Origin of the sequence: Selenomonas sp., from assembly GCF_052169755.1 — a bacterium.
In the GTDB taxonomy this organism is placed as follows: Bacteria; Bacillota; Negativicutes; order Selenomonadales; family Selenomonadaceae; genus Selenomonas.
In genome coordinates, this window is record NZ_JBQNBV010000037.1 from 1 (window position 1) to 15,738 (window position 15,738).

Genomic DNA, 15,738 nt, shown 5'->3' on the forward strand with positions numbered 1-15,738 from the left:
ATACGATCTTTTTTCCCAAAGCCCAGCTCGCGGACGCGCACATGCGCCATATTGGGGTGGAAAAACAACTCGCCCTCGGGCGTTTCCAGACGCAGACCGCCTTTCTTCACCACGAGCAGATGCGTTGCACCGTACTGTGCGCGCAAGTCCGCATACGATGTATGCGCACGCTTGACATAGCGAATACCCAGCCGCCGTGCGGTCTGTTCGGCAAGCTGACAATCGGCGGGACGGCTCTTATAACCTGTCGTGACAATCGTAAGGCTCTTTTCTTCCATCACACACCTCAGGTCCGCTTGAACATCTTCGCCAATTCCTCACTGCTGAACTTCAAGATCGTCGGCCGTCCATGTGGGCAGGTATAAGGACGCGCCGTCCTAGAAAGCTCATCCAAAACGATGCGCATTTGCCGAAAGTTCAGTTCATCGCCCGACTTGATCGCGGCGCGGCACGCCATCGTCGCAAGGCACGCATGGCGAATCTCCTGCGCCGTCGTTTCGTGCATATCATAGAGCTTGGCTAGAATCTCGCGCACCATATCCTCCGCTTCCGACACGGGAACATCTGCCGGAACTTCCTTCAAGCGAAAATCCTGCGCACCGCACGCTTCCATATCAAATCCCAAGCGGCGAAACAACTCCTGATTTTCCAAAACGAGCGCGGCTTCCCGCGCATCGAACGATAAAATCGGATGGACAAGAAGCTGCTGCGAAGGAATACGCTCCGCCATAGCGGAAAACTTATCGTAAAGGATTCGTTCGTGCGCCGCGTGCTGATCAACGATATAAAGACCGTCTTTATCCTGCGCAATGATGTAACAGCGATCAACCTGTCCGATCGGCATGATGCTGTCTTGATACATACCGATATTCGCCGCATCGGGCGCCGCTTCCCGTAAAGAATCGCCGGCTGCGCCATAGGCCGCATCTCTCGCCTCACAGACAAGGCTCGTGTCGGTAGCAGCCGTCGGTTCTCCGCCATACGCCGCACGCTCCCCTTGGAGCACAGCCTGCGCTTCGGCAAAACGCATCGTCGGCTCAGATGCTGTACGATAAAGCTCTCCTGCATCCGTGATCCCAAACGAAGAACCAAAACCATTCCTCGAAGAACCGTTCCCGTCCGCCGAAACTTTCGGCGCAACGAACTGCATCGGCTCCATGACACAATGGCGCTCGGCGTGCTGCACAGATCCCGCCACATGCTCAAGCGTCTGCCCCACAGGACGTATAGCATCGACGACCGCCTTGTATACGGCTTTGAAGATACGGCCTTCATCTTCGAACTTCATCTCGCTCTTCTGCGGATGGACGTTGACATCAACAGATCGCTGCGGCACGGTGATATTCAAAACGACCAGAGGGAAACCCGCTTTCGGCAAAAGCGAGTGGTAGGCATTGTCAATCGCCTTGGCAATCGCCTTGTTCGAGATGATGCGGCCGTTCACGATGAATGTCTGCCAAGCGCGGCTGCTCTTGAGCATCGAGGGCTTCGTGATGTAGCCCGTGATCTTTATGTCCTCATCTTCAAACGAAAGAGCCAAAAGGGCGTCTGCCGCCTGCGAGCCGTAAATGCTGCGAATGGCGTCAAAAAGCGAACCATTTCCCGGCGTCATCGCTGCAGCTTTATTGTTGTTGATCAGACGAAACGCTATGTCGGGGCAAGAAAGCGCCAGTTTTGTGATGAAGTCGCTGATGCGCCCGCCTTCCGTATGCGTCGTCTTGAGGAACTTTTTGCGCGCGGGCGTATTGAAGAAAAGATCCTCAACCTGTATCGTCGTTCCCAAGCTGCATCCCGTCTCACCGATTTCCTGCCGAACGCCGCCAACGATACGCACCTCTGTGCCAAGCTCTGCACCCTCCTTGCGCGTTCGCATACGAAAGCGGGAAACGGCGGCGATCGTCGGCAGCGCTTCGCCGCGAAAGCCAAGCGTCCCCAGCGAATAGAGATCGCCGACCTCTCGGATCTTGCTCGTCGCATGACGTTCAATCGCAAGCTTCGCATCCTCCATGCTCATGCCGCAGCCGTTGTCCGTCACTCGCATGAGGCTCGTGCCGCCCGCCATGATTTCCACTTCGATCTTCGTCGCGCCTGCATCAATCGAGTTTTCAACAAGCTCCTTGACGACAGACGCCGGACGCTCTACGACTTCGCCTGCGGCGATCTTATTGATCGTATTGTCGTCGAGCACATGAATCAAACTCATCGCTTCCCCTCCTCTCCCTTCGCCTGCTGCTGCAGACGGTACAATTCATTCAATGCTTCCAAAGGCGTCATCGCCATGACATCGAGCGACAAAATCGCATCGCTCAAAGACGAGGAGAAAAGCGATCCCATCAAAGAAGCATCTGCCGCCGACTCGGACCCATTCACAGGCTTCTGCGGCAAAGGAATGCCCGCGCCCCTCTCCATATCGTCCAAGATCTCCTGCGCCCTCTGTGTGACGCTCTTCGGCAGCCCTGCCAAACGCGCCACATGAATGCCGTACGACTTATCCGCACTGCCCCGGATGATGCGGCGCAGAAAAACGACCTTCGCACCGCGCTCCTTGACCGCGATGCAGCAATTCTTTATCAGCGCATCTTCCATATCCGTCAATTCGTGATAATGCGTAGCAAACAGCGTCTTTGCATGGATCTTGCCGCGTATATGCTCAACGACGGCGCGCGCGATGCTCATGCCGTCAAAGGTGCTCGTTCCCCTGCCGATTTCATCCAAGATCACAAGGCTGTCCTTCGTGGCATACTTCAAGATCTGCGCGACTTCGTTCATCTCCACCATGAAGGTGCTCTGTCCGCTGACGAGATCATCGCTCGCGCCGATGCGCGTGAAGATGCGATCGACGGGCGACAGCGTCATTTCCTTCGCAGGCACGAAGCTGCCGACCTGCGCCATGAGCGTCAACAGAGCGACTTGGCGCATATAGGTCGACTTGCCCGCCATATTCGGCCCCGTGATCAGCATGATTTCACAGTCTTTATGGTTCAGTTCGGTATCATTCGGCACAAAGAGATCGTTCGTCAGGATCCGCTCGACGAGCGGGTGCCTGCCGTCTTGAATGAAGATCCCGCCGCCGACGACGAGCTTAGGACGCACATAGTTGTAATTGCTCGCAGCTTCAGCGAGACTTGCGAGCACATCGAGAAGAGCGATATGCTGCGCTGTCTGTTGGATTCGTCCAAGATCTTTCTGGATGATTTCGCGAATTTCTGTGAATAAACGGTACTCGATTTGAACGATCTTCTCCTGCGCACCGAGAATCTTCGTTTCAAACTCTTTAAGCTCTTCCGTGATATAGCGCTCGGCATTCGCCAGCGTCTGTTTTCGGATATAGCGATCGGGCACGAGATCGGCGCCGCTATGGCGCACTTCGATGTAGTAGCCGAACACCTTATTATAGCCGATCTTGAGCGTCTTGATGCCCGTCCGATCCTTTTCACGCTCTTCTATCTGCTGCAGCATCTTCTTGCTGTCCTGCGAAATGCGGCGATACTCGTCAAGCTCTTCGTTGTACCTTTCCTTGATGATGCCGCCTTCGCGCAGAGAAATGCCCGGTTCTTCCACAATCGCACGCTCCAAAAGAGCCACGATTTCCGCAAAGAGTTCAACGCCGCTCTCCGCTTCCTGCAAAAGCGGGGCGACTGCAGAGGAAAGCCGCGCCTTTAGCGGCGGCAGCGCACGCAGCGACAGCTTCAGCGCGACGAGATCCCGCGCATTCGCCGTGCCGACTTCGATGCGCGTCAAAAGGCGCTCGAAATCAAAGATCTCCTTGCAATGCGCCTGCACGTCCTCGCGCAAAGAAAAATCGGCGGCAAATTCCGCCACACCATCCAAGCGGCGTTCGATCTTCTCCGGCGCCAGCAGCGGATACTCAAGCCATTTGCGCAAAAGACGGCTGCCCATCGCCGTTTTTGTAAAATCGAGAACGTCGAGCAAGGTATCCTTCTTGCCGCCGTCACGCAGGTTGCGGATAATTTCCAAGTTGCGAAGCGTATAGGTGTCAAGAACAAGATTTTCACTTGCATCGAGATATGTCAAGCGATTGATATGCGAAAGATCCGTCTTGACCGTTTCATGCAAATACTCTAAGAGAACCGCGACCGCCTTTTGTGCAAACTCACGCTTGGGCAGCGAATCTTTATCGAAATGCTGCCGCAGGCGCAGTTTCCAATCGACCGCATTCTCCGTGCGCCGCGTCAAAGCGCACTGCGGCATACGAAGCGCAAGAAACTCATCGAGCGCTTCGCCAAACGACAGCGTCCCCACGAGAATCAGCTCGGGCATCAGCAGGCGATACAGCTCATCAAAGAGCATCTGCCGCGCCGCTTTGCCCTCATAGACGCCGTAGAAACACTCGCCCGTCGATACGTCGGCGCCGGCAAGTGCGATAGCCTCCCCTTCCTCTAAGATCAATGCGATATAGTTGTTCTGCGCATCGTGCAGAGAGGATTCGGACAGCACCGTACCGGGCGTGACAATCTTTATGACTTCACGCTTCGTCAGCCCCTTCGCTTTTGGATCGCCGATCTGCTCGGCAATAGCGACCTTGTACCCCTTGTTGATGAGCTTCGCGATGTAGCTCTCTGCCGCATGATATGGCACACCGCACATCGGCATCTTTTCCTTGTTGCCGATACGGCTCGTCAAAGTCAGCCCCAATTCTCGCGAAACGAGTTTAGCATCATCAAAAAACATTTCATAAAAATCGCCAAGGCGAAAGAACAGTATCTCATCGGGATGATGATTCTTCGTTTCCAAATACTGCTGCATCATCGGTGTGAGCTCCATAAAACCTCCTAAAAGCGCTTTTGAACGAGAAAAGGGCAGCTTATGCCGCCCCCACCCTACTGCAATTCACCTTTGAGCACCCACGTCTGCGGCTGCGTGATGCGCACGCGCACGACGTCACCCTCGGTCTCATTTCCCTGCTTTTGCCACAGCACGATCTTGTTCGTGCCTGTCCTGCCCGTCCAGACGGAGTCATCGGTACGGCTCGGTCCTTCTGCGAGAACTTCCTGCACCGTACCCAGAAGCGCTTCATTCTTCGCCAAGCTGATTTCATTCTGCACTTTCATCAAGCGATGCAAACGCTCCTTCTTGACCGCGTCCGCCACCTGCCCCGCCATCGTCGCCGCCGGCGTGCCCGAGCGCTTCGAGTAGAGGAACGTATAAGCGGCGTCGTAGCGAATCTCTCGCAGAAAATCGAGAAGTTCCGAGAAATCTTCCTCCGTCTCTCCCGGAAAGCCGACGATGAGATCGGTCGTAAGGCTGGCTTCGGGTACGGCGGCACGGATGCGTTCGATAAGCGCACGATAGGGCTCCTTTCGATAGACGCGGTTCATCGCTTTCAAAACCCTGTCAGAGCCATGCTGCACGGGCAAATGGAAATGGGGACAGATATGCCTGCCGTTCTTGACCGCGGCAATGACATCCTCGCTGAGATCCTTAGGATGCGACGTCATATAGCGCACGCGTTCAATGCCCTTCACTTCATCGACCATCCGCAGAAGCTCCGCGAAGCTCGCACACCTGTGATCCTTGCCGTAGGAGTTGACATTTTGCCCCAAGAGCGTGATTTCTTTGAACCCCTGCGCAGCTGCCTCTTCCACCTCGCGCACGACGTCTTCGGGCAAGCGGCTGTGCTCGCGGCCGCGCACATACGGTACGATGCAGTAGGTACAGAAATTATTGCAGCCGTACATGATCGGCACCCACGCCGACAAACGACCGGTGCGCTCAATCGGCACATCTTCCGGCAAAGGCGCATCGCCTAAAAACACATCGACAATGCGCCTGCGTCTTTTCGACGCAAGTTCCTCAACCACCGCTTTCAGCTCATGCACCTTGTTTGTGCCGAGTACGAAGTCGATATGCGGCGCACGGCGAAGCAAGGCTTCCCCTTCCTTCTGCGCCATACAGCCTGTGACGCCAAAAATGAGCGCGGGATTCCTGCGCTTGATGTGCTTGATCTCGCCGATCTTCCCATAGACTTTATCTTCCGCCGTCTCGCGTACGCAGCAGGTATTCAGCAGGATGAGATCGGCTTCGTTCATATCGTCCGTACGCTCATAGCCGAGCGTCCCAAGCTGCCCTTCCATACGTTCCGCATCAGAAAGATTCATCTGGCAGCCATAGACGCCGATAAACGCTTTCCTCTTCTGCAAGATACCATTCTCCATGAAAAATCGCCGTACTCCTTACATCCATCAAAACTTGCGTATCATTATATAGTATTTTTCTCAAAATGTCATATTATTAGACGTTGAGAAATCGCCCAACTACATGAAAAGTTCCATCTGGTCGCTCTCATCCATATCGGCAAGGCAGCCGTGCGCCTGCAATATCTCAATGCACGTTTTCGATATGCCCGTGCGCTTCTTGATGTCCTCGATGGAAGTGAAGAGCCCATCCTTTCGCGCCTCGACGATGCTGCGCGCAGCGGAAGCGCCGACGCCGTTCAAGGAAGCGAGCGGCGGCAGAAGCGACTTCTCATGCAGGACGAAGCGCTCCGCTTCGGAAGCATAGAGATCGACGCGCTCCATAAAGAAGCCTCTAAGGTACATCTCCCAAGCAAGCTGCAAAACGATGATCGTCGCCTTCTCCTTGATGTCCGGCGCCTCCTTCGCTTCCAATGCGTCGAGCTGCTTCTTCACATAATCCTTGCCGCGCGCCACGACATCGGCATCAAACTCCGCCGCGCGAATCGAGAAATACGCCGCATAAAAGGCGAGCGGATAATGCACCTTGCAGTAAGCGATGCGCCAAGCCATCATGACGTAGGCGGTCGCGTGAGCGCGCGGGAACATGTACTTGATCTTCTGACACGCTTCGATGTACCACTCGGGAATGCCGCCCTCGCGCAGAACTTTCACGACGTCTTCCTTAATCCCCTTACCCTTTCTGACCGATTCCATCGTCTGAAAGGAAAGAAGCGGGTCGATGCCGCTGTGGATCAAGTACATCATGATGTCGTCACGCGCCGATATGGCCTCGCGCAAGGTGCATTGACCGCTGCGAATGAGATCCTGCGCGTTGCCGAGCCAGACGTCCGTGCCGTGCGAAAAGCCTGAGATGCGAACAAGATCGCTGAAGCACGACGGATGCGTATCGTCGATCATCTGGCGCGTGAAGCCCGTGCGAAACTCAGGGATGCCGAAGGTGCCGGAATTCGCCCCAAGCTCTTTGGGATCAAGCCCCAGCGCTTTCGTCGAAGAAAAGATGCTCAAGGTCGCCGGATCGTCGAACGGGATCGTCTTGGGATCGCGGTGCGTAAGGTCTTCGAGCATCTTGATGACCGTCGGATCATCGTGCCCGAGGATGTCGAGCTTGACGAGGCGGCTGCTGATCGAGTGATAGTCGAAATGGGTCGTGATCGTCGTCGTATTCTTGTCGTCGGCGGGACGCTGGATCGGCGTGAAAAAATGTACGTCCATGTTGCGCGGCACGACCATGATGCCCGCCGGGTGCTGTCCTGTCGTGCGCTTTACGCCCATGCAGCCGGCGGCGAGATTCGCGATGTAGGCATTGTGCTTCTTGACGCCCTTCTCTTCAAAGAACTTCTTCACATAGCCGAACGCCGTCTTGTCCGCAACCGTGGCGATCGTGCCCGCGCGGTAGACGTTGTCCTTGCCGAAAAGCTCTTCTGTATACTTATGCGCCACGGGCTGATATTCACCGGAAAAGTTCAAATCAATATCGGGAACCTTGTCGCCGTCGAAACCGAGAAAGACGGCAAACGGTATATCGTGACCGTCTTTTAGAAGCTCGGCGCCGCAGACGGGGCATTTGCGGCTCGGCAGATCGTAGCCGCAGCCGACAGAGCCGTCCTCGACGAATTTGCTGTACTTGCAGTGCGGGCAGCGCCAGTGCGGCGGCAGAGGGTTGACCTCCGTGATGTCTGTCATCGTCGCCACGAAGGAAGAGCCGACTGAGCCGCGCGAACCGACGAGATAGCCGTCGTCGTTCGACTTCTTGACAAGGCGCTGCGCAATGAGATAAAGCACGGAAAAACCATGCCCGATGATCGGCGTAAGCTCCTGCTTCAAGCGCGCCTCGACGACTTCGGGCAGATTTTCGCCGTAGAGGGCGCGCGCCTTGCGGTACGACATATCGCGGATTTCCTCCGCCGCGCCCGGGATCATCGGCGAATAGAGGTCGTCAGGAATCGGCTTGAACCGTTCAATCATATCGCTGATCTTGCGCGGATTTGTCACGACCGCTTCGTATGCCGCTTCTTCGCCCAGATAATCGAACTCGGCAAGCATCTCCTCCGTCGTGCGCAAAAAAAGCGGCGGCTGCATCTCTGCATCCTCGAAGCCTTTGCCTTTCATCAAGATGGCGCGATAGATGGAGTCCTCGGGATTGAGGAAATGGACGTCGCATGTAGCGATGAGCATTTTTCCAAGCTTTTTGGCGAGATCCGCCACCTTCATGTTGATGCGGCGCAAGTCCTCATCATCTTTGATATGCGGGAACTTATCGCTGCGCACGAGAAATTCATTGTTGCCGATCGGCTGAATCTCCAGATAGTCATAGAAACGCGCTATCTCCAAAAGCTCTTCCTCCGGCTTTTGATCGACGATGGCGCGGATCAGCTCGCCTGCTTCACAGGCGGAACCGACGATGACATCCTCACGATATTCTTCGACGATTTCCTTGGGAAGACGCGGCTGCCGATGCAAGTATTTCAAATGCGAAAGCGATACCATTTGGTAAAGATTGCGCAAGCCGTTCAGATTCTTCGCGAGAAAAATAATATGGTTCGCGTGCTTCTGCTCAAAATCCTCTTGGACGAGATACCCTTCCATCCCATAGATGATCTTGATGTCGAGCTTTGCGGCGGTCTTCGCCGCATCAGGAAACGCCTGTACGACGCCATGATCGGTGATGGCAATGGCAGGCCAGCCCCACGATGCCGCCGTCTTGATCAAAGTTTCTGCCGAAACGACCGCATCCATGCTGCTCATGCGCGTATGCGCATGAAGCTCGATGCGCTTGACCTCCGCCTTATCCTCGCGCTTCGGCTTTTCCACCTTCTGCATCGAATCGACGAAGAGCATGAACTCGTTCTGAAACGTATCAAAGCGAATCGCACCCTTGACGCGCACGAGCATTCCTTCTTTGACGGAAGCCAGCGCCTTATCGTACGCTTCCTGCTCCTTCTCCTTGAAGAATTTTTTGCAGCTGATGCCATTCGTCGCGTCCGCCAGATCGAAGAGCAGGAGCTTCGTGTTCGTCTTGAACTCCCGTGAGCTGACGCGCCCGATCGTACCTGTCAGGATGACGCTCTTCATTTCACCGTCGGTGTCGTCAATGGCAATCGCTTCTCCCGTAAACTTCTTGCCAAAGATCAAGTCTGCGCCATGTCCCATCGCCCGCGGCACAGACGCTAAGCGATGCGCAGAAGCGGCAGCCGTTTTTTTCGGCTGCGCCGCAGGCGAGGCGGCGGCGGGCGTTTCTTTCTTCTGCCGCAGATTTTCCTCATAGGCGCGATCCTGCGCAAGCTCTCGATCCTCTTCGGGGATGATGTACTCTTCATCGACCGCTTTGTAAGAAACAGCGCAGCGAATCGTCAGCATTTTCTCGATGGCTTTCTGCAAGAGATTCGGCACATCGTGCGCACGCAGGATTTCGCCCGAAAGCTCGCCCTTGACCTCGATGCGCAGATTGGCGCCATCGAAGATGCGCTTCGCCGTTTTGAGCAGATGAAGCACCGAAGGATTGCCGTTCGCAGCAACGAGGCAAAGTTCCTTCCATGCGCGCTCAATCGAGGCTTCGAGATCCAAAATATCTTGATAAAAAACAAGGTGCTCAATATGCGCCTGTTTTTTGATATATTCGCCCACGCGCTCTAAAAGGCTCGTTCGTATAACTTCCTGCGTTTGGAGCAGGATCTCCCAAGAATTGCCTTCCAGAGAGACTTCCACATGCTTGACGACGGCGGCAAAAAATATTTTCTGCTCCGCTTGCGTAAGCTCGATGCCTTGCGTCAGTTCGCGCAGGATATTTCGTTTTTCCGGAACAATACACAACTTCTTCTGCATCATACGCCTCGCTTACTCCGCTCCCTCGCCGTAAAGCTCCAAGTACTTTCGGCGGTTCTTCAAAACGCTCGATACATAGACGCGCGTTTCTTCGTATGGAATGGCGGAAACCTCGTGAAAATCCATGCCCCAATGCTTTTCATCCATCCACTCGTGCACGTTGCCGCGTCCGGCGTTGTACGCCGCCAACGCCAGCACTTCGTTGCCGCCGAACTCTTCTTCCAGCGATGCGATGTACCATGTGCCGTACTCGATGTTCTTCTGCGGCTCGTGAAGCTCTCCTAAGTTGTACTCCTTGTCGTTGATCTGCTCAGAAATCCACATCGCCGTTTCCGGCATCAGCTGCATCAAGCCGACAGCCCCGCGATGCGACTTCGCTTCGTTCTGAAACTTGCTTTCCGAAAGGATCATACCTGCTATAAGAGCGCTGTCCACATGATACTTCTCAGCGTAATGCTCAACGACGGAGCGATACGGATAAGGATAGAGATACTGCCGCTGCATGGACTCCAACTGCATGGCGAAAAAAAAGGAAAATGCCATACACAAAATGACAACGCCAAGAAAAAACGCAGCAAAGCGACGATTCGTTTCCTGTCGCTTCTGCCTGACGCGCCTGTGAAAATCATCACCCGTCCGCTCGTGCAACATCGCACCTCCCGTCTCACATTCTGCGGCACAAGTCAAAGCGACTGCAGCTCTTCCCAAGCCTCCGTCACCTGTGCCGTCATTTCTTTTAACGTCCCGTCATTTTCAATGATGCAGTCAGCGCGTCGCCGCTTCTCACGCAGCGGGAACTGCGAACGTATCCTCGCCTTTGCCGCCTCTTTTGTATAGCCGTTGCGCTTCATCAAGCGGGCAATTTGAACGTCCTCGGATACATAGACGAGCCAGATCCTATCCACCATGCGATTCCATTCCGCTTCAAAAAGCAGCGGCACATCAAGAAAGAGGATGCGCTCTCCTTTTTTTTCAAAGGCGGCGATTTTCTTTTTCACAGCTTCAGCGATCAGAGGGTGCGCCGCGCCATCAATCCAACGCCTTTCCTCCGGATCGGAAAACACGCAGGCTGCAATTTTCTCGCGGCAAAGGCAGTCGTTCTCATCCAATATCGTTTTGCCGAAATGCTCCAAATAAATTTTCCAAAGAGGCTGGTGCGGCTTTGCCAAAGCATGTGCGATCTTATCGGTATCTATGACCTTGGCGCCGAGTTTGAGCAATCGGCGACTGACCGTGCTCTTGCCGCTCGCGATGCCGCCGGTCAGACCGACGAGCATCGCCTTGCCGTCATGCAGCGGTTGACAATGCGGACAAAAGCGCGTGCCGCGCCCGACGACACGAATTTTTTCAATCGCCGTACCGCAGACGAGACACGGCTCCCCCTCGCGATGATAGACGCGCAGCTTCTGTTGATGGAAGCCTTCCCTGCCTTCGCCGTTCACATAGTCGCGAAATGTCGTGCCGCCGTCTGCAATGCCCTCGGCGATCACTTGATTGACCGCCCGATGCAGGCGGAATATCTCATCGCGGTTCAAACTGCGAGCTTCGCGCAGCGGATGGATCCCCGCAAAAAACAATGCCTCATCGACATAGATATTGCCAAGGCCCGCCACTTTCTCCTGATCGAGCAGAAAGCCTTTGATGCGCTGTCCGCATTTCTGCAAAGCTGTGCGCAAATAGAGCGTCCGAAAACCTTCCGTCAAAGGCTCCGGCCCCATGCGCAAAAGGGCTGGAAAACGCTCCCGCTCCTTTGCACTCAGCAGATGAATCTCCCCAAATGTCCGCACATCTTCAAAAAAGAGCCAGCCGCCATCGTCGAGTTGAAAGATGGCGCGCACATGTTTGCCGTACGGCGTGCGAAACCTGCGCCAATAGAAGCGTCCCGTCATGCGAAGGTGCAGCAAAAGCGTATCGCCGCTCGCCAAGAGCAGCATCAGATACTTGCCGCGCCGATCTAAGCGTAAGATCTCCTGCCCACGCACGCGGGAACAAAACTCCGGCACAAGAAGATGCTTTATCGTGCGCGGCAAAAGCACCTCAACATCTGCGATTTTTCGCCCCACCGCATATTTTTCCAGAGAACGCCGTATGGTTTCAACTTCCGGAAGCTCCGGCATTCTTCTCATCCCCCTATTTGGCTGCCGCCCAATTCTTGCCCGTATGAACATCGACGAGAAGCGGCACCGATAACTGCACGACGTTTTCCATAGCGCCGCGCACAAGCGCCGCGACCTGCGTCTCTTCGTCCTTCATGATTTCCAGCACCAGCTCATCGTGCACCTGCAGCAAGATGCGGCTCTTTAGCCCTTGCTCCTTGAGCGCGTGATACGTCTTGATCATCGCGAGCTTGATGATGTCGGCGGCAGAGCCTTGAATCGGCGTATTCATCGCCATGCGCTCCGCCAAAGTCCGCTGGTTGTAATTGCTGCTTTTGATGGCAGGCAGATCGCGCCGCCTGCCGAAAATCGTCGTAACGAAGCCGTCGCGGTGCGCTTTCTCCACGGTTTCATCAATAAAATTTTTCACGCCGCTGCATTTTTCAAAATAGCTTGTGATATAATCGGCGGCTTCCTGCCGCGAAATATGAAGATCCTTGGCAAGCCCATAGTCGCTGATGCCGTAGACGATGCCGAAGTTCACCGCTTTTGCCTTGCGGCGCAGATCGGGCGTAACATCATCGAGCGGTACGCCGAATACCTCCGACGCTGTCCTTGCATGAATATCCTGGTCGTGCAAAAATGCCTCAAGAAAATTCCTATCCTGTGACAAATGCGCCAAAATGCGCAGCTCAATCTGCGAATAATCGACAGATAACAGCGCGTCGTAGCCGTCGCTCGGTTCGAAAAGCGCCCGAATCTGCCGTCCCTCTTCCGTGCGCACAGGGATGTTTTGCAGGTTCGGCTCCGAACTGCTCAAGCGCCCCGTCGCCGTGACCATCTGATTGAACCTCGTATGAACGCGCTGCGTCTTAGGAGAAATCAACGCCTCCATACTCTCCAGATACGTCGACTGCAGCTTCATCCAAAAGCGGTACGAAAGAATCTTTTCAAGAATCGGATGGTCGAAACGCATGGCTTCAAGGACTTCGGCGTTCGTGGAGTAGCCCGTCTTCGTCTTTTTCGTCCCCGGCGGCGGCGATAAGGAGAGCCGTTCGAAAAGCACAGATGAAAGCTGTTTGGGCGAGTTGATATTGAACGCACCCTTCGCCAAATCGTAAATTTCCTCAGTCAAAGCGGCAAGATGCTTCGCAATCTCCTCGGATTTTTCATGCAAAGAAGCGCGATTGACATGGATGCCCACCTGCTCCATCGCTGCAAGCACTTCCACGAGCGGCAGTTCCATCGTTTCATAGAGGGAGGCAAGCGCATATTCTTCCAACTGCTTTTTCAACACAGGATAGAGCTTTTCCAAAAACACACTGCGCCATGCCGCGCCCTCCGCTCCTTCTCGCTGCGCATCGGAAGCATTGGCAGCGGAAAGATATGTACCGACAAGACTCGCCATATCGTATGATGCAGCGGCGGGCATCAAAAGATACGATGCAAGCGACGCATCGAAGCAGGCAGCGCCGAAATTCATGCCGCAATGAAGAAACGGCTTAGATTCATGAACGACCTTTCGGATCTTCTCATTCTTGAAAAGCGCTGAAAAAGCCGAGAGTTCCTGCGCCTCTGCAAGCAATGTGATCCCGCCGGCGCACAAAACGAAATGCGCCGCTTTCATGTCCGGCGCCTTTCCCTCAAAACAGGCAGAAACAGAAAAAAAGCCTTGCTCCTGCGCCTGTTCGATGAACGTCTCCTTCGCCGCTTCATCGTCCATCGTGTGCAGAGCAATATCCTTCGCCGCCGACGCCTCCGCCGTATGCCCCGCACCGAAGGAAGCAAACGCCTCGGACAGCGACTTCATATTGTATTTATGGAAAAATGCCTGCAAAGCCTCTCTCTTTGGCTGCACCTCGTAAGACTGCGGGTCGAACGGCAAAGGCATATCGCAGCAAATCGTCGCCAATATTTTGGACAGGAACGCTTTCTCCCGATTCGCCAAGAGGTTTTCCCTGAGCTTCTTGCCCGTGATCTCCGCTGTATGCTCATAGACGCCCTCTAAGGAACCGTAATCTACGAGGAGCTTCTTTGCCGTTTTCGGACCGACGCCCGGCACGCCCGGAATATTGTCCGAAGTATCGCCCATCAATCCCTTCATATCAATGAGCCGTTTCGGCGGAAAACCGTATTCTTCTGCGAACAACTTTTCATCGTAAACCAAAAGGTCCGTCATGCCCTTGCGCGTGAAGAGCACGCGAACATTCGGCTGCACAAGCTGCAGAGCGTCGCGGTCGCCCGTCACAACGAAGATGTCCATGCCATCCTCAGCCGCCCTTACCGAAAGCGTCCCCAATATATCGTCCGCCTCATATCCCTGCTGCTCAATCAAAGGCACGCCCAAAGCGGCAAGAAACTCATGCAGCAGGGGAATTTGGCTCGAAAGCTCGGGCGGCGTAGGCTTGCGCGTGCCTTTGTATTCCGCGAACATTTCGTTGCGAAAGGTCTTTTTCCCTTTATCAAACGCCACGACAAGATAGTCCGGCGCATACTCCTGCAGCAATTTCTGCAGCATGGTCGCAAAACCGTAGACGGCATTCGTATACGACCCGTCCGCCGCCTGCAGCAGCGGCAGCGCGTAAAACGCACGGTATAAAAGGCTGCTGCCATCAACAAGAATCAATCGTTTGCTCAACCAGATTCACCTCATCATCCAGCGATATGAATTTACTTTAACCATCCATGCGTCAAGCCCGAAGGGCACAGACCGATTGGCTGGGCTTCTGTGCGTGCAGTTTCCTCAAAAATTACGGATTCACCCCTGCGCTTCCGCTTGTCGTCGGATTCGGAGCTGTCGTCTGTCCTTCGCGATAGATGCGCGTCGTGGCTGCTGCGACGGGACGCCGCTCCTGCACCTTGTCGTTCACACCCGCCTCTTTGCCGGATTTCACGCCATCCGCATCGGCAGGATTTGCCGCAGAAGTCTCTGCTGCTTTCGGCGGCTCGGCAGTCGCTTCTTCCAACGATGTCAACTCGTAGACGCCGCGTCTGCTCAATCCGCCCTGCAGCCGGAAGAGCACACCGACATCCTCCGCATTGAAGAAGATGGTCCCTTTCTTTTCATAGCCGATCGCCTTGCCGTACTTCGTTCCCAGCGTAGCTGATTTAGAATCCCACGTCACGAGCACCTTCATCTGCTCTGCAATCTTTCCCGCCGGAAGATACACGATATCATCTTTGATGAGAGCCTTATCCTTCATGAACTTCCCGTTGACAGATAAGTTATACGCTCTCGCGACATACGTAGGCTGTCCGTCGGACAACTGGATCTTTTTCTCTATATCCTCGTCCGATTCAAAACTCTCCACGCCGTAGCCGGCAAGCCACTTCGTCACCGTTTCTACATCAAGCGGCTGATAACCGTAGCCATCCGGATAGATGTAGTACACGATCATATTATCCTTGATCTTGTCAATCACGATGCGCTGATACATAATCTCCACCGGCGTACCGACATTCACATAGTCATAAACTTCCTCGACATCAGCTTCTCTCATGCGTATGCAGCCGTTCGAAACAAAGCTGCCGATCGATTCAGGATGATTCGTCCCGTGGATGCCGTAATTGCCCCAGACCTGCATCCAGCGATACCCCAGAGG

Annotated in this window: 8 protein-coding genes and 1 pseudogene; all 9 read right to left on the reverse strand. The window is 54.6% G+C overall.

The window, feature by feature from the left end:
• Window positions 1-278 (reverse strand): annotated as a pseudogene (locus ACTTKG_RS04230) (class I SAM-dependent methyltransferase); the annotation flags it as partial.
• An 8-nt stretch (window positions 279-286) separates the two neighbouring features.
• Window positions 287-2,203: a DNA mismatch repair endonuclease MutL gene (gene mutL / locus ACTTKG_RS04235; protein ID WP_442673008.1), complete on the reverse strand. Its 1,917-nt coding sequence runs from the start codon at window positions 2,201-2,203 to the stop codon at window positions 287-289.
• Window positions 2,200-4,785: a DNA mismatch repair protein MutS gene (gene mutS / locus ACTTKG_RS04240; protein WP_442673009.1), complete on the reverse strand. Its 2,586-nt coding sequence runs from the start codon at window positions 4,783-4,785 to the stop codon at window positions 2,200-2,202. Before mutS ends, mutL begins: the two co-directional genes overlap by 4 nt.
• A gap of 56 nt (window positions 4,786-4,841) precedes the next feature.
• Window positions 4,842-6,176: a tRNA (N6-isopentenyl adenosine(37)-C2)-methylthiotransferase MiaB gene (miaB, locus tag ACTTKG_RS04245; RefSeq protein WP_442673010.1), complete on the reverse strand. Its 1,335-nt coding sequence runs from the start codon at window positions 6,174-6,176 to the stop codon at window positions 4,842-4,844.
• A 99-nt stretch (window positions 6,177-6,275) separates the two neighbouring features.
• The gene (locus tag ACTTKG_RS04250; RefSeq protein ID WP_442673011.1) at window positions 6,276-10,043 is read right to left on the reverse strand and encodes a PolC-type DNA polymerase III; all 3,768 of its coding nucleotides are present in this window, start codon (window positions 10,041-10,043) and stop codon (window positions 6,276-6,278) included.
• A gap of 9 nt (window positions 10,044-10,052) precedes the next feature.
• On the reverse strand, window positions 10,053-10,691 hold the full coding sequence (locus ACTTKG_RS04255; protein WP_442673012.1) for a lytic transglycosylase domain-containing protein: 639 nt from the start codon (window positions 10,689-10,691) through the stop codon (window positions 10,053-10,055).
• Window positions 10,692-10,723: 32 nt separating this feature from the next.
• Window positions 10,724-12,157 (reverse strand): DNA-formamidopyrimidine glycosylase, encoded by a 1,434-nt coding sequence (gene mutM, locus ACTTKG_RS04260; RefSeq protein ID WP_442673013.1) that lies wholly within the window; start codon window positions 12,155-12,157, stop codon window positions 10,724-10,726.
• 13 nt (window positions 12,158-12,170) lie between these two features.
• Window positions 12,171-14,774, reverse strand: a complete 2,604-nt coding sequence (gene polA, locus ACTTKG_RS04265; protein WP_442673014.1) for a DNA polymerase I — start codon at window positions 14,772-14,774, stop codon at window positions 12,171-12,173.
• Window positions 14,775-14,886: 112 nt separating this feature from the next.
• Window positions 14,887-15,738, reverse strand: an 852-nt coding sequence (locus ACTTKG_RS04270) for a L,D-transpeptidase (RefSeq protein ID WP_442673015.1), incomplete at its 5' end; no start/stop codon positions are given.

Bases quoted from the DNA above. Each gene is read 5' to 3' on its own strand.
- ACTTKG_RS04255 (WP_442673012.1), bottom strand. From the start codon at position 10,691: ATGTTGCACGAGCGGACGGGTGATGATTTTCACAGGCGCGTCAGGCAG.
- ACTTKG_RS04250 (WP_442673011.1), bottom strand. From the start codon at position 10,043: ATGATGCAGAAGAAGTTGTGTATTGTTCCGGAAAAACGAAATATCCTG.
- mutS (WP_442673009.1), bottom strand. From the start codon at position 4,785: ATGGAGCTCACACCGATGATGCAGCAGTATTTGGAAACGAAGAATCAT.
- mutL (WP_442673008.1), bottom strand. From the start codon at position 2,203: ATGAGTTTGATTCATGTGCTCGACGACAATACGATCAATAAGATCGCC.
- mutM (WP_442673013.1), bottom strand. From the start codon at position 12,157: ATGCCGGAGCTTCCGGAAGTTGAAACCATACGGCGTTCTCTGGAAAAA.
- miaB (WP_442673010.1), bottom strand. From the start codon at position 6,176: ATGGAGAATGGTATCTTGCAGAAGAGGAAAGCGTTTATCGGCGTCTAT.